Source organism: Streptomyces sp. NPDC005794, from assembly GCF_042871445.1.
Classification (GTDB): Bacteria; Actinomycetota; Actinomycetes; order Streptomycetales; family Streptomycetaceae; genus Streptomyces.
Map to the genome: position 1 here is coordinate 90,702 of NZ_JBIAIN010000020.1, position 18,829 is coordinate 109,530.

The 18,829-nt window shown below is 68.3% G+C and carries 19 protein-coding genes and 5 pseudogenes; 11 read left to right on the forward strand and 13 right to left on the reverse strand.

Annotated elements, in window-relative coordinates:
• Window positions 1–27: 27 nt before the first annotated feature.
• Window positions 28–807 (reverse strand): helix-turn-helix domain-containing protein, encoded by a 780-nt coding sequence (locus ACFYQ5_RS28260; RefSeq protein WP_389201582.1) that lies wholly within the window; start codon window positions 805–807, stop codon window positions 28–30.
• Between the two features lie 128 nt (window positions 808–935).
• Here ACFYQ5_RS28260 and ACFYQ5_RS28265 point away from each other — a divergent pair, with 128 nt between their 5' ends.
• Both ACFYQ5_RS28265 and ACFYQ5_RS28270 read left to right on the forward strand, forming a co-directional pair.
• Entirely contained in the window at window positions 936–1,286 is a 351-nt protein-coding gene (locus tag ACFYQ5_RS28265; protein ID WP_389201584.1) for a nuclear transport factor 2 family protein, read from the forward strand.
• A gap of 377 nt (window positions 1,287–1,663) precedes the next feature.
• On the forward strand, window positions 1,664–1,873 hold the full coding sequence (locus ACFYQ5_RS28270; RefSeq protein ID WP_389201585.1) for a hypothetical protein: 210 nt from the start codon (window positions 1,664–1,666) through the stop codon (window positions 1,871–1,873).
• A gap of 94 nt (window positions 1,874–1,967) precedes the next feature.
• Here ACFYQ5_RS28270 and ACFYQ5_RS28275 read toward each other — a convergent pair whose 3' ends face one another.
• Window positions 1,968–2,540: an ArsR/SmtB family transcription factor gene (locus ACFYQ5_RS28275; protein ID WP_389201587.1), complete on the reverse strand. Its 573-nt coding sequence runs from the start codon at window positions 2,538–2,540 to the stop codon at window positions 1,968–1,970.
• Between the two features lie 287 nt (window positions 2,541–2,827).
• Here ACFYQ5_RS28275 and ACFYQ5_RS28280 point away from each other — a divergent pair, with 287 nt between their 5' ends.
• A complete protein-coding gene (locus ACFYQ5_RS28280; protein ID WP_389201588.1) occupies window positions 2,828–3,352 on the forward strand; it encodes a hypothetical protein in 525 nt (174 codons plus the stop codon).
• Between the two features lie 49 nt (window positions 3,353–3,401).
• Here the strand turns inward: ACFYQ5_RS28280 and ACFYQ5_RS28285 are convergent.
• A pseudogene (locus tag ACFYQ5_RS28285) lies at window positions 3,402–4,293 on the reverse strand (IS256 family transposase); the annotation flags it as partial.
• A gap of 126 nt (window positions 4,294–4,419) precedes the next feature.
• Here ACFYQ5_RS28285 and ACFYQ5_RS28290 point away from each other — a divergent pair.
• The gene (locus ACFYQ5_RS28290) at window positions 4,420–4,908 is read left to right on the forward strand and encodes a hypothetical protein (protein WP_389201590.1); all 489 of its coding nucleotides are present in this window, start codon (window positions 4,420–4,422) and stop codon (window positions 4,906–4,908) included.
• A gap of 158 nt (window positions 4,909–5,066) precedes the next feature.
• Here ACFYQ5_RS28290 and ACFYQ5_RS28295 read toward each other — a convergent pair whose 3' ends face one another.
• Entirely contained in the window at window positions 5,067–5,462 is a 396-nt protein-coding gene (locus ACFYQ5_RS28295; protein ID WP_389201591.1) for a winged helix-turn-helix transcriptional regulator, read from the reverse strand.
• 123 nt (window positions 5,463–5,585) lie between these two features.
• On the opposite strand from ACFYQ5_RS28295, the gene ACFYQ5_RS28300 reads away from it, so the two are divergent.
• Window positions 5,586–6,419: an enoyl-CoA hydratase/isomerase family protein gene (locus ACFYQ5_RS28300; protein ID WP_389201593.1), complete on the forward strand. Its 834-nt coding sequence runs from the start codon at window positions 5,586–5,588 to the stop codon at window positions 6,417–6,419.
• A gap of 425 nt (window positions 6,420–6,844) precedes the next feature.
• Window positions 6,845–7,756 carry a MerR family transcriptional regulator gene (locus tag ACFYQ5_RS28305; protein ID WP_389201595.1) on the forward strand — a complete coding sequence of 304 codons (912 nt, stop codon included), beginning with the start codon at window positions 6,845–6,847 and terminating at the stop codon, window positions 7,754–7,756.
• 208 nt (window positions 7,757–7,964) lie between these two features.
• Here the strand turns inward: ACFYQ5_RS28305 and ACFYQ5_RS28310 are convergent, their stop codons facing one another.
• Window positions 7,965–8,708 (reverse strand): carbonic anhydrase, encoded by a 744-nt coding sequence (locus ACFYQ5_RS28310; RefSeq protein WP_389201674.1) that lies wholly within the window; start codon window positions 8,706–8,708, stop codon window positions 7,965–7,967.
• Window positions 8,709–9,396: 688 nt separating this feature from the next.
• A complete protein-coding gene (locus ACFYQ5_RS28315; protein WP_389201597.1) occupies window positions 9,397–9,678 on the reverse strand; it encodes a hypothetical protein in 282 nt (93 codons plus the stop codon).
• Window positions 9,679–9,944: 266 nt separating this feature from the next.
• Between ACFYQ5_RS28315 and ACFYQ5_RS28320 the strand changes: the two are divergent.
• Window positions 9,945–10,112 (forward strand): annotated as a pseudogene (locus ACFYQ5_RS28320) (helix-turn-helix domain-containing protein); the annotation flags it as partial.
• Window positions 10,113–10,409: 297 nt separating this feature from the next.
• Entirely contained in the window at window positions 10,410–10,775 is a 366-nt protein-coding gene (locus ACFYQ5_RS28325) for a hypothetical protein (RefSeq protein ID WP_389201678.1), read from the forward strand.
• A gap of 355 nt (window positions 10,776–11,130) precedes the next feature.
• Here the strand turns inward: ACFYQ5_RS28325 and ACFYQ5_RS28330 are convergent, their stop codons facing one another.
• On the reverse strand, window positions 11,131–11,649 hold the full coding sequence (locus ACFYQ5_RS28330; RefSeq protein WP_389201598.1) for a cupin domain-containing protein: 519 nt from the start codon (window positions 11,647–11,649) through the stop codon (window positions 11,131–11,133).
• Window positions 11,650–12,070: 421 nt separating this feature from the next.
• Here ACFYQ5_RS28330 and ACFYQ5_RS28335 point away from each other — a divergent pair.
• Window positions 12,071–12,865, forward strand: a pseudogene (locus tag ACFYQ5_RS28335) (IS5 family transposase).
• A gap of 156 nt (window positions 12,866–13,021) precedes the next feature.
• Here the strand turns inward: ACFYQ5_RS28335 and ACFYQ5_RS28340 are convergent.
• Together ACFYQ5_RS28340 and ACFYQ5_RS28345 are read right to left on the reverse strand one after the other, a co-directional pair.
• Window positions 13,022–13,660: a hypothetical protein gene (locus tag ACFYQ5_RS28340; protein WP_389201600.1), complete on the reverse strand. Its 639-nt coding sequence runs from the start codon at window positions 13,658–13,660 to the stop codon at window positions 13,022–13,024.
• Between the two features lie 17 nt (window positions 13,661–13,677).
• Window positions 13,678–13,977 (reverse strand): hypothetical protein, encoded by a 300-nt coding sequence (locus ACFYQ5_RS28345; protein WP_389201601.1) that lies wholly within the window; start codon window positions 13,975–13,977, stop codon window positions 13,678–13,680.
• Between the two features lie 576 nt (window positions 13,978–14,553).
• On the opposite strand from ACFYQ5_RS28345, the gene ACFYQ5_RS28350 reads away from it, so the two are divergent.
• The gene (locus ACFYQ5_RS28350) at window positions 14,554–15,474 is read left to right on the forward strand and encodes a dTDP-4-dehydrorhamnose reductase family protein (protein WP_389201602.1); all 921 of its coding nucleotides are present in this window, start codon (window positions 14,554–14,556) and stop codon (window positions 15,472–15,474) included.
• The gene (locus tag ACFYQ5_RS28355; RefSeq protein WP_389201604.1) at window positions 15,471–16,688 is read left to right on the forward strand and encodes an SIS domain-containing protein; all 1,218 of its coding nucleotides are present in this window, start codon (window positions 15,471–15,473) and stop codon (window positions 16,686–16,688) included. The genes ACFYQ5_RS28350 and ACFYQ5_RS28355 overlap by 4 nt, the downstream gene beginning before the upstream one ends.
• Window positions 16,689–16,790: 102 nt before the next feature.
• Here the strand turns inward: ACFYQ5_RS28355 and ACFYQ5_RS28360 are convergent.
• The 4 genes and pseudogenes from ACFYQ5_RS28360 to ACFYQ5_RS28375 all read right to left on the reverse strand — a co-directional run.
• A pseudogene (locus ACFYQ5_RS28360) lies at window positions 16,791–17,063 on the reverse strand (ATP-binding protein); the annotation flags it as partial.
• Between the two features lie 153 nt (window positions 17,064–17,216).
• Window positions 17,217–17,393 (reverse strand): annotated as a pseudogene (locus ACFYQ5_RS28365) (IS5/IS1182 family transposase); the annotation flags it as partial.
• Between the two features lie 207 nt (window positions 17,394–17,600).
• Window positions 17,601–18,350, reverse strand: coding sequence for an ATP-binding cassette domain-containing protein (locus ACFYQ5_RS28370; protein WP_389201605.1), 750 nt, complete (start codon window positions 18,348–18,350; stop codon window positions 17,601–17,603).
• Entirely contained in the window at window positions 18,347–18,709 is a 363-nt protein-coding gene (locus ACFYQ5_RS28375) for a hypothetical protein (RefSeq protein WP_389201608.1), read from the reverse strand. The genes ACFYQ5_RS28370 and ACFYQ5_RS28375 overlap by 4 nt, the downstream gene beginning before the upstream one ends.
• Between the last annotated feature and the right edge of the window lie 120 nt (window positions 18,710–18,829).

Genomic DNA, 18,829 nt, shown 5'->3' on the forward strand with positions numbered 1-18,829 from the left:
GCCATTGCGGGGCGTGATGACGTTGGTCTACCGCTGGTCGAAGCGGCGTCGGGTCTCGTCGTCGGCCGGCAGGAACGTCTCCAGGTGCAGCCCTTCCAGGGCGGCATCGGTGGTGCTGCTGAGGATGGCGGAGGTGCTGAAGAAGCGGAGCGGGTCGCCGTCGCTATCGATTTCGAGGGTGACCACCGGCCCCGTGGGAGGGGTGGCGGCATCGGGTTTGCTGAGGTATCCGGCGATCTCCGCGGCAAGCTCGTGGTGGCGCTGGTCATGGGTGTGCTCGGCGCGGTGACTCACCTCCCGCAGCAGATGGCTGCCCCACTCCGCGAGATTGCCGATCCGGGGGGCCAGCCCGTCCGGATGCAGGCAGACCCGGACCACATTGATCGGCGGCTCCAGCAAGGCCGGCACGCAGCCGATCAGCAGCTGATCCACGGCGGCGTTGGCGTCGACGATGTCCCAGTGACTGTCCAACAGCAGTGCGGGGTACGGCAGGTGGGCGTCGAGGAGCCGGCGCAGACCGTCCATCACCACCGAGACCGATGCGTGGTCCAGTTGATGATCTTGATAGTGCGGTGCGTAGCCGGCGGCCAACAGGAGGCGGTTGCGATCCCGCAGCGGCACATCCAGGTTGTCGGAGAGGTGCATGAGCATCTCCGGCGTCGGGTGCGCCTTGCCGGTCTCCACCCGGCTGAGGTGCCGGGTCGAGACCCGCGACCGGTTCGACAGCTCCTGCTGGCTGAACCGGCGTCGTTCACGCCAGGTCCGCAACAGCACACCGACCGACGGGACTTCGACAGCAACGCTCATGCCTACGAGTCTACGAGTCTACGGGGCCGTGTCCGGGTGGCCATGACCTGTGAGGTCATGGATCGGACGCTGGTCCCGGGCCAGGATTCTGGACATCAGCCGATCGAGACGAACGGAAGAAAACAATCATGAACGGTGTCGTTGAGCAGTACCTGGCCACCTGGAACGCGACCGGCGACGAGCGGGCGGCCTTGCTCTCCACGCATTGGTCGTCCGAGGCGACCTACACCGACCCGATGGCCGAGGTGTCCGGCCACGAGGGGATCGCTGCGGTCGTCGACGGAGTCCAGGCGCAGTTTGCGGGTTTCGTGTTCTCCCAGATCGGTGAGGCCGACGCACACCATCGCCAGGTGCGATTCCGCTGGGGCCTGGGTCCGGAGGGAGCCGAGCCGCTGGTGATCGGATTCGACGTCCTGGTGCTCGACGCATCGGGCCGGATCCAGGACGTACGCGGTTTCCTGGACAAGGTGCCGGGATGACGGCGCCGCGCGTGTAGGCCGTCGGTTACCCGGAGGATGCCGAGGCCGGCCAGGACATGAGGCCGGCCCGGAAATCCCGAGTACATCGAGCGAATCGAGGCCACGGCGGTCGCAGCACGGCGGTCGCTTCCTGGTACACGGCGGACAACTCGTCGGACATGAGGGAACCTGGGACGGTGACGTCGTCGAAGCTGGAGTTCCCCGATCCGGCGACGCGCAGGAGCGGTACACGTCGCCGCCCGCTGCACACGGTGGCCCCTGTCGGCAGACTGATGACGCCCAGGCCCCTGTCGAAGCCACGGCCGTGGCTTCGACAGGGGCCTGGGCGATGCGAGGAGTGCTCCGAAGTGACCGGCGCGCTGCGAGGACCATGGGGAGTGATCGTCGTCCTCGCGAACCCGCTCAACGCCTACGTCGCCTACGGCGCACTCATGACTCAGCCGCAAGGAGTCTGGGACGAGAACACCCTGACAGGAATCGAAGTCGTGTCAGGGCTGCTGATCGTGCTCGGCGGGCAATTGTCAAGACCTGTGGATCGATCTTGGTCAGGCCGCAGTCAAAACGTCGCCCGTATGAGGAGACCGTGACTGCCCGTGAAGACGGCGGCCCGACTCGGTCCCTGCTCTCAACTCACCCGTACGGCCAGTCGGCCGATCAGACAGTTCGTCGGCCTGCTGCCGGTCAGTCAGCGGGCAGGCCGAACCAGCGGAGGAGTACGGGTCGTGCGTCGTCGGGGGCGTCCTCGGGCTCGCGGGCATAGCGCGCGAGTAGGGCTAGATAGTCGTCATGGAACGCGTCCAGCTCATCCTTCGTGAGGTGGGTGAGGCTGCGTGAACCCCGCATCCAGCCTTCGGACTCCGCCTGTCCGGCGGTGAACAGCCGGGCGAGCTCGACGTCCTCCTCCATCCTCATCCGGTCCAGCTCGGCCGACATGGCGCGCTCGGCCTCCGTCAGCTGACCCTGCGGCGGTCTGCGGATGTCGAGGCCACGCACCCCGCGCCACCAGCGCTCACGCCCGGTGGAGCGCTCGGGGATGTCCTCGATGAGGCCACTGCGCTCCAGCATGCGCAGGTGGTAGCTCAGTGTCCCAGTGTTCTCGCTGAGGGCGGCGGCCAGCGTGGTCGAGGTAGCCGGGCCCGCCGCGCCGAGGTGGCGCAGAATACGCAGGCGCAGGGGGTGCGAGAGGGCTTTGAGCACCTCGGGGCTGTCGACCGTGCGCCGCCCCGCGGCTTCCGCTCTCCGCTTTTTCGTCATGGCGGCAGTCTATCCAGATGGCAGCGATTTATCTGCAGACCTTACTCTGCAGATAAATCTCTGCAATGCTGTGGCGCATGACGCCGAACCGAGTGACCTTGAATCGCGCAGTCCGCCGCTTCACAAGTGCTGCTACGGGGGCACTGCTTGCCGGACTCGCCCTGGGCGCCGCGCCCGCGCATGGAGCTGAACGGGCTGCGGATCTCCCGGAGTTCGGCTTCTCCGCTTGTCCGACCGTCGATGAACTGCCCGCGGGTGCGGACCCCGGGACCTGGCGCTGCGAGGTCATGCACGCCACGGGGCATCTACGCATGGGCGCCGTCGACGAGCCGCTCACCGAAGCTATGAAGATCACCTTTGCGGAAGGCCGTGTGGACGGTGAATTCCGCCAGGTCTTCGGGGAGATGACCGCTGCGCCAATTCGGGTGGGAGGCACCCCGTTGACTGTGACTCCGCAGTACGGCGGCTACTCGGACTTCCTGTCCGACGACGCCCGGCGCGGGGAGTTCGACATCAAGTTCGCCATAGGCTCGGCGCACGGGCTGCGGGCCCTGCCGTCGTCGGGCTGCTCGGTGGGCAGCGATGAGGACGCGGTCCACCTGGTGCTCAAGGACACATATCCCACCCGGGTGATATCCAAGGACCCCCTGGTCGTCGTTTTCGGTGCCCAGGACGCGGAGTTCGCCGCCTCGGGCACTAGTGGCTGCGGCCCCCTGAGCCGCGCGCTCAACCGAGCCCTGGGTCTGCCGTCCGCGGAGGGGGCGAACGCCTTCGACATGGATGTCACGGTGGCCATCCGGCCCTACATATAGACCGATTCGGTTGAGTAATAGTCAATACTTGTGAGCCAGTTGAGGTAGTTCAGGCCGCGTGAGCCTCGGAGCGTTCGACGAGGTGGCCGCGTTCGAGGCGGGCTCCGGCGCGGACGAGCGCGACGAGGTGGGGTGCGTTGACCGCTCGCCACCGCTGCTGGGCGGACTCGACGAGCTTGAAGACCATGGCGAGGGCGGCGGCCGCACTGCCAGAGCCCTTGGTGACCTTGGTCCTGAGCCGGACCGTCGCGAAGGTCGATTCGATAGGGTTCGTCGTGCGCAGGCGAACCCAGTGCTCGGCGGGGAACTCGTAGAACGCCAGCAGTTCGTCGACGTCGTCGGTGATCTTCCGAGCCGCCTTGGGCCACTTCACGCCGTACGTTTTGTCGAATGCGGCGACGCCCTTGACCGCGTGCTCGCGATCCTCGGCGTTGTAGATGTCCTGCAATGCCTTGCGTGCACCAGGCTGGGCTGACTTCGGCAGGTCTGAGTACGTTGGCCGTTTTGCGAACCCAGCACCGCTGATGGCGGGTTTCGGGGAACACCTGCGCCAGGGCCTTCCAGAAGCCGAGTGCGCCGTCGCCGACCGCGAGGACAGGGGCACGCATCCCGCGCCGGGCGGCATCGTGCAGCAGATCCGCCCAGGACTCGGCGGACTCGCGATAGCCGTCGGCCATCGCGATCAGTTCCTTGGTGCCGTCCGCACGCACACCCATGACGACCAGGACGCAGGACTTGGCTTCCGTGAGGCGGATGCGCAGGTGGATGCCGTTGGCCCAGACGTAGACATAGTCGGCCCCGGTCAGGTCACGCTCGCCGAAGGCTTTGTGGTCGGCCTGCCACTGCGCGGTCAGCCGGGTGACCGCGGCAGGCGAGAGCCCGGTGGAGGAGCCGAGGAACTGCTCGAGCGCGGGCACGAAGTCGCCCGAGGACAGGCCGTTCGCAGGACGCTGGCCGTCCTGGCCGCGCTCACCACCGGTCTCACACTGAGCGGTTCCGCCGTCGCTTCCTCGGGACACCGGGAGGAGAAACCGGTCCGTGCGAGTGTCGTCGGAAGCGCCGAGTTCGTGCTGCCCTACTACAAGGACGACGACATCCGTTCGTTCACCTTTGACGCTCATGGCGCCCCGTACACCCGCCCGCTGCCGACGATCCCGACCGGTCTGCCCACCGACGCCCAGGGGACGATCACCATCTCCCACCACTCGGCCGAGCGGGACATCACGTACACGGCAAAGGGAAAGGTGGACTGCTTGGTCACCGGTCCACGAACTGCGACGCTGACAGCGGTCATCACCGAGGTGAGCCCTGGCGGACCGCTCACCGTCGGGTACCGAGTCGGGTTGAGCGTCTACGACGGAGACAGGGGCAAGGGCCGCTCCGCCGACCGCGTGGGCTTCTCCTGGAACGGAGCGAACCTGCTGCCGGACGGAGAGGCCGAGCCCGAGGACGCGCCCGTCGGCACCTGCATGGCCCCCGCTCCGTACGCCCCGGTGACGAAGGGCGGCTACACGGTCACGCACACCGAGCTGCCGCCGGTACCAGACCACACCTGACCAACCGAAAGATCCGCCTGTGTGCCTCCCCGCCACGGCGCTCATGCACCGGTTGATGATCAGCCCCACTCGGTTGGCTGACGAAAAGCGATGGGAAGTGATGGCAGCGGCGGCCGGGCGAGTCAGCTCAGGACGACGGGGCTCTCGGGCACGCCTTCTCAGCTCTGAACGCGTCGGTCATAGTCCAGTTGGTGCGCCCGGATATCGTCCGCGTTGTTGACCGTCCAGTCGTACAACCGGCCGAACGGCTCCCGCAGGGATTCGCCGAGCGGGGTGAGGGAGTACTCGACTCCCACCGGCGAGGTGGGCAGCACGCGGCGCACGATCATCCCGTTGCGCTCCAGGCGGCGCAGGGTCTGGGTCAGGACCCGCTGGGTCACGCCCTCAAGGCGGCGCTTGATCTCGTTGAACCGAGTGGGCTTGTCGAGGACTGCCATGACCATCATCGACCACTTGTCAGCGATCTGGTCGAGGATCGGGCGGCTGGGGCAGTCGGACCGGTAGACGGTGTCGTTGACGGCTTCGGCGCCGGCGGCGGTCTCAGAAAAGGTCATATCGGTATCCTTCGCGATCCTTGAGATGCCGAAAGTGCGTTATTGACGCTGGTTCGCCCACTCTCGCATCGTAAGTATGCATCAGGAACTTAGATGCGTAACTGGTACCGATCGGAGACCTCCATGACCCACGACGCCTACGCGACCCTGAGGGTGAACCGCGAGGACGGCATCGCCCGCGTCACCCTCGACAACCCACCCGTCAACGTCCTGAACGTCGCCTTGATGGCCGACCTCCGGCACCTGCTGACCACTCTGAAGGACGACGACTCGGTTCGGGTGATCGTTTTCGACAGCGCTGACCCAGAGTTCTTCATAGCCCACGTGGACATGTCGCTCGTCGACACGCCGGACGCCTTCGAGAAGTTCACGGCCGACCTGCCGGACGGCGTCAATGTCTTCCAGGCCCTGGGGGAACTGCTCCGGCACCAGCCCCAGGTGACCATCGTCAAGCTTGCCGGGACGGCGCGCGGCGGAGGGGCGGAGTTCGTCACGGCTGCAGACATGGCGTTCGCGGCGATCGGTCGCGCCGGCATAGGCCAGATCGAAGCGCTCATGGGCATCGTCCCTGGTGGAGGGGGCACGCAGTACCTCGCCGACCGGGTCGGCCGTAATCGCGCCCTGGAGGCGGTGCTGAGTGCCGACCTGTACGACGCCGAAACCGCGGAGCGCTACGGCTGGGTCAACCGGGCCGTCCCTGCTGACGATCTCGACGCCGTCGTCGACCGCCTCGCCCGCAACATCGCCGCCCTGCCCGAGGGTGTGATCGCGGCGGCCAAGCGCGCCATCGTCCCGGAGGACCTGGCCGAGGGTCTCCTGCGCGAGCACGACGCCTGGGCCGGCCAGGTCGTTTCACCCGCGACCGAGCGGTTGATCCGCGGCGGACTGGACCACGGCGCCCAGACCCACGACGGCGAGCGCGATCTGGAGGGCCTGCTCCGGGGACTGGCCGGATAGGACCGGACGAGGTACCACCTGCTCACCGATGCCCAGTCGACCTCGACAGCGTGCGGCTCGCCCGCCTCATCGCTCCCACGGCATCGACGCACCTGTGTGGGCTGCGGGCGGGCTGTCCCGTCCCGCAGCCAGGTGCCCTCCGCGGCCTGCGTGGAATCAGCAGAAGCACACCAACTGGCCCGTGCGGTGCGGACCAGGCGCTGCGCGTACCCGTCGAAAGGCCGACGGCCTGATCGCGGCCGACGTACAGCTCCGCCGGATACCTGCCGGCGCGCCTTGAGTTGGTTGTCCTGGCAGAGGGCGGACCGATCGTCACGGAGAAGGGGTGGCACGGGTGCCGGGCGGAGTGACTCGGGTTGCACCTTCCGTAGCGGCATGTGGTCCGGTGGACTCACGTCCCGGCCCACTGAGGAAGGCCCCTGCTCATGTATTCGTCCTTCATCCCGCCGCGCCAGGTCAAGATCGGTGACGCGGCGGCCTTCGCCGGCACCACACCGCGGGCGATCCGTCACTACCACGAGATCGGCCTGCTCCCCGAGCCCGTGCGGGGCGGCGACGACCGCCGCCGCTACGGCTACGAAGACATGATCCGGCTGCTGTGGATCCGCAAGACGGCCGACGCCGGGATCGCCCTGGACGACATCCGTGACGCCTTCGCCGACACGGCTTCCGCCGGTGCCGAAAGCGACGACAGCATCGCGAGCATTCTGGAACGGCTGGAGGAAAGCCTCGTCGCCCAGGAAGCAGAACTGCGGCGGCAACGAACTGCCGTGCAGCGCATGCGTACCGAGGGCAGCAGGATGGGTCTGCTCTCCGACTTCGTCACCAGTCGCCTCAAGAGCCTGCCCGAGGGCTCCCTGCGCCAGGCGGACCTGGACAGCCTGCTGGTCACCGAGCGGATCTTCGGCCCGCTCGGTGCGGCCGTCCAGGCCACCCGTTTCATCGCCCTGGCCACTCACCCGGATCTGCGGGAGGACTCCGCCCGTATTGATGCCGCCGAGGAGGCACTCGACGACACGATCGCTGTCGATGACCCCCGCGTGGCCCGGGTGGCTGCCGAACGGCACGCCTTCGAAAAGGCGCTGCACGCCGTTATCGAGGAGTCCGGCCCGGCGGAGAGCGACGACGCGCTCTTCGACTCCTGGGACACTTCGCACCCCGCTGCCGCTGCCGCTGATGAGGGTGAGGACGAGGCCGGCCAAAGCTCCGGCAGGGGGCAAGAGCCCATGAGCGCGTTCGAAGCCACAGGAAAGATGCCCTACGACTTCTCCCCGGCCCGCCTGCGCTGCATGGAATTGGCCGAAGAACTCGCCGCCCACGAGTCACCTGCTTCCTGAATCACGGCCTGGCGGTCAGGAACTGGAGCACCCAGGAGCGGTCATCGGCCCAGAGGTTGGACGGACTCAAGTCGGCTTCAGGGCGGTCGTAGAGGACTCGGCGTCGCCGAGCCGACCCGCAAGCACGTGGAGGTTGTCGAAGTCGAAGGCTCCGCGCAGCAGCGGGTTGACATGGCGTTGAGCACCCACACCGGGGCCGCCGCCGTGGTCAGCTGAGTCGGTGGACCCGCTGAGTATCCAGGGCGTAGCGCGCACCAACTATTTCCAGCTTTCCTGCGGCTACCCTGGCGGCGAGATCGGCCTCGCCGGCCAGACGTGAACGGACCAGCTCGACCTGAGCGCTGACCGTGGCGTCCACACGCGCGACGCCAATCTGCGAGTGATCTATCGCGGGCTTGATCTGATCAGCTATGTACTGGATGTGCGAAGGCAGGTGCTCCCCCGTCTCCTCGGCATGCACGGCGGCGGAGACGGCGCCGCACGACTGGTGCCCGAGGACGACGACCACCGGGATGCCGAGTTCCAGGACGCCGTACGCGATGCTGCCGAGCACGGCCTCGTCCAGGACCTCACCGGCGGAACGGACGGTCATGAGGTCGCCGAGCCCCTGATCGAAGATCAGTTCCGGCGGGACACGCGAGTCGATGCAGCCGAGTATCAGAGCGAAAGGGGACTGGCCGGACACGAGTGAACGCCGTACGCCCTGCGACTCGTGCGGGTGGTGCTGATGGATGGTGCGCCACCGACGGTTACCTGCAGAGAGTTCCGCCAGCGCGGCGGCAGGAGTGGCGGGCCGGGCGGATCGCGTGGGAGTCCGGGGGGCGGCGCCCGCCGGCGAAGCGCCGGCAAGGCGCACGCTTCCGGCCGTGGTGGCAACCGCAGCGGCGGCAACGGAGGCGCGGAGCATTGCGCGGCGGCTGGTCGCCACCGGCACCTGGGCGTGTGCGGTCATGTTCACGTAAGGAAGTTAACTCGCCTTGCTCGTAAGGCTGTTCGTTCACGCCAAGCCTTGAATGTATATTGCACATCCTTTGGCTTTGCATGACCCGGATATGACCAATAACGATCACTGCGCCATGTCCAGCCCTTACCGCGCCGCACCCCACGTCTGCCGGCGGCGTCTGCGCCTCTGGACGCCCGAGCCTCAGGCGCCGCTGTAGCTTCATGCGACCCGCGCGCCATCATCCAAGGGCCGTCGCTCCGTGATCGCTGCCGTCGGAGCCGTCAGGCCCGGGCGGGCCGACGCGCCTACGGAGCGGCGGAACATGACACGGAATGCCTGCCTGGCCATCGTCCTCACCACGGCTCTGGTGGTGCCCTCCGAACTCTCCGTGAGCCTGCCGCCCAAACCTGCAGGAGCCGCTGCTCCAGTCGTGCTGGTGACCGCTACCTGCGACGACCAGCTCTTCGCACTCGCTGCCGAGCACTCCGCGGTCGAGCGGTGGAACCGCCGGGCACCGGCCGGACCGAGGCCGGGGACCCGCCGAGGACAGGCCTGCTGCCATGCCGGAGGAGCCGCTATCGGGCCGACAGCGGGACGCCCTGCGGCAGTCTCAGGCCTGCATCTCGGGGATGGATGCCTGCTGCCGGTTGACGGTGACCTCCCGCGTGAGGGGGAGGCCACCGTCAACGCTACGTACTCAGCGGTTGGTCCACAGGTTCCACACCCAGGGCCAGGCGGAACCCTCGGCGCACTGGTAGCGGTCCCAGTGCCCGCGATCGATTCCCTGCTGGCCGGCGGTCTGGCAGCCGCCCAGGGTCATGTACTTGCCGCGGTGGATGTTGAGGCCGTCGGCCGCCTGGACGGCCGCCACTCGGTGGGATGCCGTGTCAGGGACAGCGATGGCAGGTGCCGCCGACGCCAGGCCGAGGCTGACCACGGCGGTCGCTGCGAAAGCGGACAGTGCGGTGCGTACGCGCATGGTGAAGATCCTTTTCGGTAGGTCTACGAAGTCGGCCTGTGCGGAACCTGTTGGCTCGGCCATGGCCACCGGCACGCTCACCCTTGGGGGTGATCTGTTCAGCCGGTACGCCGAGTTTGCGCAGGTAGCCGCACCTTTACAACCAGATCCCGCTTGCTTCAGCGATGTCGGGATAAATACAGTCCTGACCTGCTGGGACGTGTCCGTCCCGGGACATGGGACAGCCGGCGGGACGCCGTCGCCCGCCCTACGGAAGGGCTTTTACGATGACCGGCCAACGGCCCGACCATGGTGCGGCAGCACGAAAGCTGGGAGCAGCTCTGCGGAGCCTGCAGCAGCAATCGGGGCGCACACTGCGCAGTCTGGAGGCCCAGGTCTGTGTCAGCGACTCGTCTCTCTCCCGCTACTTCCGCGGCGAAACAGTGCCGGCGTGGTCTGTGGTGAGGGACGTGTGCCGGGCGCTGGGGGCAGATCCTGCCGAGTACCGCGCGCTGTGGGAAGCAACTGGCCAACCCCTACCCGACGAGCCGGTCGCCACAGTTGGCCCGCCCACTCCCGACGAATCAGCCACCACCGCCGACGCTGTCAGTCCGTCACGCGACCGCTGCCTGGCTCGGTGGCGCCGATGGCGCGGATCTCTGTCCGGCCGTGGGGCCATCGCTGCGGTTGCTGCCGCAGCGGGTGTGCTCTTGATGGTGGGGTTTCTGCTGAACCTGCTCCCTCTACGTGGCGTGCCAGGTGCCGCACAGGGCTCCGAGGAAGGCGCGGACAGGACCGGCAATGCCGGTGTTGTCGTCCACAACGTCGAGAAGGTATGCCAGGGACCGCGCACGACTGAATGCGCACTCTCCCTGGCCTACAACCCCTACCGCCCCTACGTCACTTCCAACTCAGCCGATCGCGTCTGGCACCACGACCTGCTCCACGCCCGCTGCACCATCGCCAACGGCGTCACCGTCACCGACGAGAACCACGAACACACGAGCATCTGGATCCAGGTCACACGCAGCGGAAAACTCCTCTGGCTCCCCGGGATCCGAGTGCACCCCGACAACCTGAACCAGCTCACCACCACCCTGCCCCTATGCCCTTCGTGAGCACAGAAGTGGGTACTCGGTCCAACTCTCAGGCAGAGTCGGAGCGATCGTCGGCCACATGAGAGCCGACCTCGTGACCGACGCGCTGATGACAGCCATCCGCACCCGCAGCAGTCACGCCGGATGATCAGGCGCAGCGATCACGGAGCCGGGCAGTGCACGAGCAGGGCCTTCGCCGAAGCCTCCAGGTCAGCAGCAGTCAAAGCCCGAACAGCCGCTGCCCCCATTCGCTGTGCCGCTGACCCTCGCGTCGGGTCCAGGACCGAGTGTCATGCAGTGCCACATGCCCGTGCGCCGTAGTCATACGAGAACATAGCCCACAGAGCCCAGTGGTCAGTCGGCCCGGAAGCTCAGCTCACGGCTCACCCAGGAGCTTGAGCCCGTATTGCTTCTTGAGCTCGTCGGCCCAGTCGGGGACGAACCCGACGTTGTAGCCGGCTGCCAACTCGGCGCGCTGTGCTTCGAACCCCTCCTGGCTGTCCGCCGCCTGCGCCGCCTTCCCCAGGGACTCGAAGAACCGCTCGAACCCGGCAGGCCAGATGACCTCCAGCAGTCGCCCAAGCTCGCTGCCCGCATTCCAGAACGTGTGCGGAACTCCGCGTGGCTTGAACACGTAGGTGCCCTGCGCGGCGGTGGCGACCCGGTCTCCCACTCTCACCCCAAAGGTTCCCTCCAGGACATACGACAGCTCATCCTCGTTCTCGTGCACATGGGGAGGTACCAGGCGCCCGGGCTCCATCGGGTGCTCCACGATGGCGAGACTGCCACGGGTGGCGTCACCCCAGACTTTGAAATCGACGCCCAGGCCGCCGAGGTCGGTCTTCTCCCCTTCGCCCGGGTTGATCACGAGGAGACCATTGGGATCGGTGATCATGGTTCCGGCTCCCTTCACTCACTCACCTACCAGCTTGCGCCCGTGGCGGAGGGCGCGCCAAGCGATCGCGCCTGCCGCGCCTTCAGACCTGCCCGCGGGTGCCGACCGCCGCTTCCGTCTGCCGCAGGCGCTGAGGAGGAGGTCGACGACGGGTTATCGAGCGGGCCATGTCGATCTGAAGATCAACTACTGGCGGGTTGTGGGCTTACCTGGCTACACCCCAGCGTGTGCCGGCTCCGGCTTGTCAACCGAACCTTCTCCGACTCGTCGGACCGAGCGCATCGATCTCAGGAGAGCTGGGAGGCTCCCCTGTTCCTGTCCATAAATGCGTCGGTTCCAAGTTGCTTCACTCAGATGGCGGAGTGACAGTCTAAGAAGACGTCTCATTTGGGCTATTCGGTAATCTGGTGCCGTGGGAATCGTGGAGCGGTTGGTGCCGGATGAGTTGTGGATGCTGTTCGAACGGGTGGTGCCGCCTGCTCCGTCGCGGCCACAGGGCGGTGGCCGTCGGTGGTACGGGGGCCGCGAGGTGCTGGCGGCGATCGTCTTTGTTGCTACGTCAGGGTGCACATGGCGGCAGCTGCCAGCGTCGTTCGGACCATCGGGTCCCACGGCTCACCGGCGGTTCACCGAGTGGAGCAAGGCCCGGGTATGGGCCAAACTCCACCGCCTGGTGCTGGATGAACTCGGAGCACGCGGCGAGCTGGACTGGTCAAGGTGCGCGATCGACTCGGTGAACATGAGGGCCGTGAAAGGGGGGACCTGACGGGTCCGAATCCTGTGGATCGGGGCAAGTCCGGGTCGAAGATCCACTTGATCACCGAACGGTCCGGTCTGCCCCTCTCCATCGGCATCTCGGGCGCGAACCTGCACGACAGTCAGGCCCTGGAGCCTCTGGTGCGGGGCATCCCACCCCGTCCGCTCACACCGCGGGCCCCGCCGAAGGCGGCCGGCCAAACTCCACGCCGACAAGGCTTACGACATCCGCCACCTGCGTCGATGGCTCCGTTCGCGCGGTATTGCCCACCGCATCGCCCGTAAAGGCATCGAGTCCTCGAAGCACCTTGGCCGCCACCGCTGGACTATCGAACGCACCATGGCCTGGCTTGCAGGCTGCCGCCGCCTTCACCGCCGCTACGAACGCAAAGCCGATCACTTCCTGGCCTTCACCAGCATCGCCTGCACCCTCATCTGCTACCGCAGACTCGCCAAATGAGACGTCTTCTAAAGAGGGCCCGCCAAAGGTCGTCCCAGGCGGCCGGGTCCTCGACCTCCGCGTCCCTCACGGTCACCGCGGTCCCGGCAGGTGCATCGGCCGCCGGGCCGATCGGTGTCCTTTACGCCTCTGCGGCGTCGGTGTCGAATCCGGCTTTCACGCGGCGGCGACGGCTGACGACAGGGTGTCGAACCGGTGGACCATGCGCTGGGAGCTGACAGTGCCGATGAGCCCTTCGGCCTGATCGAGGAGTTCCCGTGCCTGGTCGCCGTCACCGCACTGGTGCACGGTGTCGGCCAGGTCGAGCATCGCGTGGAGGTGGTCGCGCGGGTAGTCGGGCCCGGTCGCCTCGACGCGGCTGCGCAGGAAGGGGACGGCCCGCGTCGGCTGGTCGCAGGCGAGATAGGCCCGGCCGGTTGCGGCGTCCACGGAGTCCTTCGTGAGCCAGGTCGCCCACCACGGTGTGCGCTCGTCGGGAGATCCGAGGTGGCCCAGTGCTTCGTCGCGGAATCGGAGGACCGCGTCAGGGTCGTTCCGGCGTCCTGCGGCGTAGACACGCCGGTCGGCGATGACCGCGGCCGCTGCGGACGGAAGGTCTGGTGTCCGTGCGGCGATGTCGAGGAGTGCGGCGGCGTCGTTGTGGTGGCCCAGCCATGCGGCCTGGTACGCGGTGGAGGCGACGAGGTTGGCGGTCGCGTGGCGGGTGGTCAGTGAGGTGCCGGTCTCGCGGGCCAGGCGCATGCCGGTGTGGTAGATGCGCTGGGCCTGCGGGTGCTGGCGGGCGTCGAAGCACATCCAGCCGACCTGCTCGCTCAGCTCGTGTAGGCGGTGTGGAGCCGGTCGGTGAGGGGCCCTTGACCGCGGGCCTGTGCCACGACCCGGGAGGCGCTTTGCCAGATGCCGATGCCCCAGGTGAGGTCGCCGCTGGCGCTGCCGGTGGAGTCGTCGATTTCTCTCAGGTCGCGAACTGCTCTTTCGATCGACCCGAGGAGCCGCTCGTTCAGCTGGCCGGAAGGGGCGGCGGAGGCTTCCGCTATCGGGCCGAGCAGCAGCGCGAGGGCGGGGGCGGTGGCTGCGGCTCCGGTGAGCATGAGCAGGTTGCGGCGGTCCATCAGGTCTCCTTGGCTGATCTCCTGGAGCAGGGCCTCCAGGGGGGCGTCGCCGGGCGCGTCGAGGTGTCGGTGACGGGTCCGGGGGCGATGAAGGTCCCATCCGACGTCGGCCGCGGTGATGCACCGTCCAGCCCTGGCGGTGAGGACGGCCAGGGCGTCCGCCTGGTTGTCGGGCTGCGGGAGAGAGGGGTCTCGCGCAGCCAGGGGTAGGCCGCCTTCGGGCTGAGGGGGGAACAGCCGCGGCGGGCCCGCCGCTGGTTGATGCGGGCGATGAGCTGCTCCGGCCGCATCCCCAGCTGCTGTAACAGGGCGCCGAGCACGTTGGCCGGCGGGGCGTCAACCGCTGCTGCTCCATGGGCACTCCAAGTCCGGCGGGGTCCTGGCCGGAAGGTACCACCGCTCAGGGGGCCGCCAGAAGACGGGACGAATGGGGCCTGGTGTACGTACACCAAGCCCCAAATTCGGTGCGCGTACACCGAGTTGGTGTGTGGCACCGGGTACACCGCGGCAACCTCTCCCGATCACGCGTCCGGCTCCGCTTGTCTGTCTCACCTCGCAGGACTGTGGAGGTGAGGGATGCGAGCAGTGGTCTTCGGTGCGTCCGGGCTCCTGGGCCGCTCCGTGATGCGGGCCTTCGGCGACATGACCGTGACGGGCACCGCGTTCAGCCGGACCGCCGGCGGCCTGGCCGCGGTCGATGCGACGTCGGCCGACGCCGTCGCACGCCTGCTCAGCCGGGTGCGGCCGGACGTCGTCGTGAACTGCGTGGGCGAGCGCCGCCCCGAGGTGTGGGCTGGTGCACCGGAGAGGGCCCGCGCGGGAAACGTGGATGCGGCCCGGCTGATCGCCGAGGGCGCTCGCCGGTGCGGGGCCCGGCTGGTGCACATCTCCAGCGACTACGTCTTCGACGGGACGGCGCCGCCCTACCGTCCCGACAACCACCCGAATCCGCTGAACGCCTACGGCCGGTGGAAGCTCTTTGCCGAGCACGCCGTGCGCGGGGCCTGCCCGGACGCGGCGATCCTGCGGCTGCCCGTGCTGTACGGGCCCGTGCGATTCGCCGCCGAGACGAACCTGACCGAGATCGCCCGCCAGGTCGGCGCCGGTGCCCCAGTCGAGCTGGACGACGTGTGTGTCCGCTACCCCACGCACGCGGACGAGGCCGCCGAGGTGTGCCGCCGACTCGCCGGGGCCCTCTTGCAAGGGCAGCGCCTGGGCTCGGTCGCCCACTGGAGCGCGGAGCAGGGCCTGACCAAGTACCGGATGGCGCTGCTGATCGCGCGCAGGTTCCACCTGCCCTCCGATCACGTCCGCGCCGGCGCGACGGACGCGGCGTCCGGGGACCGGCCGGTCGACTGCCGCCTCGACTGCCCTGACCCGCCTGCGGCCCTGGGCCCGGTCCGCCGCCGCCTGTTCGACATCGAGTTCCCGCCCGCGGTCGAGCCCTGGCTAGCCCCCGCCGGGCCCGTTCCGGGACGAAGGAAGGACCCATCATGACCACGCTCCTCTACGAGGACTTCGCCCGCGCGTACATGACCGAGGTGGGCGACGCCGTCCGCCGCATGCTCACCCGCCACGCCGAGGCCGTCGATCTGCTGGCCAAGGCCACCGCCCGCGGCGGCGAGATCCGCGCCTTCGGCAACGGCGGCTCCTCGGCGATCGTCCGCTCGGCTCTCCTCCAGCTCCACGCGCAGGCCGGAGTGCCGGTGAACGACGCGATGATGAGCCCGGCGACCCTGGCCTACACCGCGCAGCAGGACGAGTACCGCACGGCCTTCGCGCGGTCGCTCGCCAGCGGCATCGGCCGGGTAGACCTGGTCGTCGTCGCCAGCGTCAGCGGCCGGTCGGCGAACATCCTGGAGGCCGCCCGGCTCTGCGCCGAACACTCCGTGCCGGTGCTGGCGCTGGTGGGCGGCGACGGCACCCAGATGGAGCCGGCCGACGGCATGGTCTGGGCGACCGGGACCACGGACCAGCAGATCAGCGAGGACGCCATGCTGACCGTGCTGACCCTGGCCGCCGCCACCGCGCTCGGCCCCGGCACTGAGCCTCTGCCGGCCCGAGCGGAGCAGCACCTGCACGTCCTGGCCGCGGTGGACACCGAACTGCTGGGGGACTTCCTGCGGGAGGCGACCGAGGCCGTCGCGGACGCGATCGCTGGCCGGCGGCGGATCTACGTGCTGTGCCCGGACGGCGGGCCTCTCGCCCTCGTGGGCGAGCACTTCGCGCACAACCTGCGCTGGGACGCGCCGCTCGGCGTCGACGGGGTACAGCCCCCGCTCGTTGTCTGCGATCCATCGCTGGCCGACATGAGCGCGGTTTACAACGACCACCCCGACCCCGACCCCGCGCACGGCGTCCGCCACCAGCTCAGCAGCGCCAGCCCCGGGGACGTGGTGTTCCTCCTGGCCTACGACTCGGCCGGCAGGACGACCCGCGAGGCCGTCAACGCCGCCACTGTGGCAGGCACCCAGCCGTTCCTCGTGCACCGGGACGGCCCCGGCCGCTCCGGCGCAGGGGCGCGCGGCTTCCGGCTGCCGCGCGTCGACGACTTCGCGCTCGCGGCCCTGGTGCAGTCCCGCGCTCATCTGCTCTACGGGACCACCCGCGCCGCCCTCGCCTCGGACCAGGCCGGCGTGCTGTCGACCGACGACCTCATGGCGCAGGATCTGGCGCCGCTCCGTGAACTCTCCGACACCCCGTCCCTCTGAACGAAAGGCACCGACCATGTCCGTACGCGGGAGGGGTTTTCAGGCGTCGGTCGGCCGCGACTGGGCGAACATGGACCCGTTGTCGGCGTACACGTGAACGCACAGGGGCTGGTAGCCGACTTCATCGACCACGAGAACGCTCGGCCGCAGGTAGGAACCCAGTTTGCTGGTCAGACGTCCGGCTGCCTCGGCTGCCTTGAGGTTGCGGACCATGTCGTCGAGGCTGGTGAAGTAGATCGAGTATCCGGCCCGGCAGGCCGCGACCGCCAGCGCGATCGCGATGTGGGTCTTGCCGACGCCGGGCGGCCCCAGCAGGGCGGCATTGGCCTTCGCTTCGACGAAGGACAGGGTCGCCAGGTCTTTGGCTGCACCGGGCCGGGAACCACCGGCAACGCGCCTTCAGGTACGCCTGTCGTCCAGGTGGGCCAGGGCGTGGGCGTAGGAGCCGGGGTGGGCCAGGGCGTAGGCGTACTCATCGGGGTGACGGGTGAGACGGGCCGCCACCCACGCAGTCTGCGCGTCCATTCCGGCGAGCTGGGCATAGGTATCGCCGCATCGCAGGTGGGCCAAGGCGAGCAGGGCCTGTCGGTCCGTGGGTAGACGCCGCCAGCGCGTTCCGACCTCCCGTCGCCGGGCATGCAGTTGAGCGCTCAGGTAGCTCAGGGTGCGGCTGGACAGATAAATCGACGACGGGTAGACAAGCACGGCAAGCTCCTGGTGGTGCACGGTGGATCTTGGTCGTGACACCTCCTACCAGGAGCTTCATCGCGCTGCAGAGCCGCCCAAGTGACGGACACCGTCGTCAGGTCGGAAACAGCTCACTGCCCGTCAGAATTGTTCCGCAGCCCTTCCGACGGCCGACGAGCCCGCACCCTGAGACCCGCGTTCACGGGCGGCGCTACGCCATGCCGCTCACCGTGAACCGTCGAGGCGCATGAGGGCGGAGTATGCCGATTCCGCCTTGCGTCCGGGGGCGGCCTCGGGGCGGGCGTGGTCAAGGAAACTCTGGGTTCCCCCGTGGTGGCGCACCTTCCCCGACTCCATGAGAGTGACTGTGTCAGCCGCGTCGGCCAGGTCGTTCACGTCGTGGGTGGACATCAGCACCGGGGTACTCGTCGCAACCTCTCCCAGTACCTCACGGAACACGGAACGCTGATGAGGGTCGAGACCTGCTGTCGGTTCGTCCAGCAGGATGACGCGGGCGTCGTGGGCCAGGGCACAGGCGATACCGACACGCCGGAGTTGCCCCCCGGAGAGGCTGGCCGTCTTCTGCCCGGACTGTTCGGCGAGGCTGACCTGTTCCAGGGCGGCGCCGGCCCGTGCCCATGCGTGGGCACGGTTCTCGCCCTTGAGCCAGGCAATGTACGCCACATACTCGCGAGCGGTCAGCTGCGGGGATGTCGGTACCCGTTGGGGGAGCCAGGCCACGTGGCGGCGGAATGCACGGGTGGCGGAGGTGACGTTCGAGTCGCTGAACAGGACTCTGCCCGCCGTCGGCGCGACTGTCCCTGCGAGAAGGGCCAGCGTCGTGGACTTCCCCGCTCCGTTGGGGCCGAGCAGGATCGTCAACCCCTGGTCGGGCACCTCGTAGGTGAGCTGGGAGAGGACAGGGCGCAGCGTGCGGCGGTAGGTGAAGGTGACGCGGTCGAACAGGAGAGTCATCGGTCGGTCCTTGGCGCGAGGCAGGTGAGGAGAACAAGTCCCGTCAGGAAGACGAGGGTGGCGCCCGTCGCGGCGTGGGCGGCTTCGGCCTTCTCGGTGACAATCACCCAGGGATAAGGGTCGTCGGGCTGTCTGCCCCCGGTGAACATGGCGAGGATCATCCAGAACACGGGCACGAGGACTGCCCGGTGTTTGAGGAGAGGCCAGCTTCCCAGGGTGAGACCGCAGAAGAGCAGGTTGTTGCGGGCGGCCGTCCACATCGCGTCCCAGTCCAGCGGAGTCATGACTGCCGCCGCCGTGCTGGCCAGGAGGGCGAAGCCCGTCACCAGCGTGATGTCCATCGAGTCGAGTCGGCGCACAGCGGATCGCTCAATACCGGGCAGGCGTCTTTCGAGGCATGCGACGAGGGCGACAGAAGGGACGAGGCAGAAGAAGTTACTCAATCCGGTCGGGATGGGGTGACTGCCCAGAAACGCAGG

Coding starts and splice junctions, on each gene's coding strand:
- ACFYQ5_RS28260 (WP_389201582.1), bottom strand. CDS start 807: ATGAGCGTTGCTGTCGAAGTCCCGTCGGTCGGTGTGCTGTTGCGGACC.
- ACFYQ5_RS28265 (WP_389201584.1), top strand. CDS start 936: ATGAACGGTGTCGTTGAGCAGTACCTGGCCACCTGGAACGCGACCGGC.
- ACFYQ5_RS28275 (WP_389201587.1), bottom strand. CDS start 2,540: ATGACGAAAAAGCGGAGAGCGGAAGCCGCGGGGCGGCGCACGGTCGAC.
- ACFYQ5_RS28280 (WP_389201588.1), top strand. CDS start 2,828: ATGCACGCCACGGGGCATCTACGCATGGGCGCCGTCGACGAGCCGCTC.
- ACFYQ5_RS28295 (WP_389201591.1), bottom strand. CDS start 5,462: ATGACCTTTTCTGAGACCGCCGCCGGCGCCGAAGCCGTCAACGACACC.
- ACFYQ5_RS28300 (WP_389201593.1), top strand. CDS start 5,586: ATGACCCACGACGCCTACGCGACCCTGAGGGTGAACCGCGAGGACGGC.
- ACFYQ5_RS28305 (WP_389201595.1), top strand. CDS start 6,845: ATGTATTCGTCCTTCATCCCGCCGCGCCAGGTCAAGATCGGTGACGCG.
- ACFYQ5_RS28310 (WP_389201674.1), bottom strand. CDS start 8,708: ATGACCGCACACGCCCAGGTGCCGGTGGCGACCAGCCGCCGCGCAATG.
- ACFYQ5_RS28315 (WP_389201597.1), bottom strand. CDS start 9,678: ATGCGCGTACGCACCGCACTGTCCGCTTTCGCAGCGACCGCCGTGGTC.
- ACFYQ5_RS28330 (WP_389201598.1), bottom strand. CDS start 11,649: ATGATCACCGATCCCAATGGTCTCCTCGTGATCAACCCGGGCGAAGGG.
- ACFYQ5_RS28340 (WP_389201600.1), bottom strand. CDS start 13,660: ATGTGCTTCGACGCCCGCCAGCACCCGCAGGCCCAGCGCATCTACCAC.
- ACFYQ5_RS28345 (WP_389201601.1), bottom strand. CDS start 13,977: ATGGACCGCCGCAACCTGCTCATGCTCACCGGAGCCGCAGCCACCGCC.
- ACFYQ5_RS28350 (WP_389201602.1), top strand. CDS start 14,554: ATGCGAGCAGTGGTCTTCGGTGCGTCCGGGCTCCTGGGCCGCTCCGTG.
- ACFYQ5_RS28355 (WP_389201604.1), top strand. CDS start 15,471: ATGACCACGCTCCTCTACGAGGACTTCGCCCGCGCGTACATGACCGAG.
- ACFYQ5_RS28370 (WP_389201605.1), bottom strand. CDS start 18,350: ATGACTCTCCTGTTCGACCGCGTCACCTTCACCTACCGCCGCACGCTG.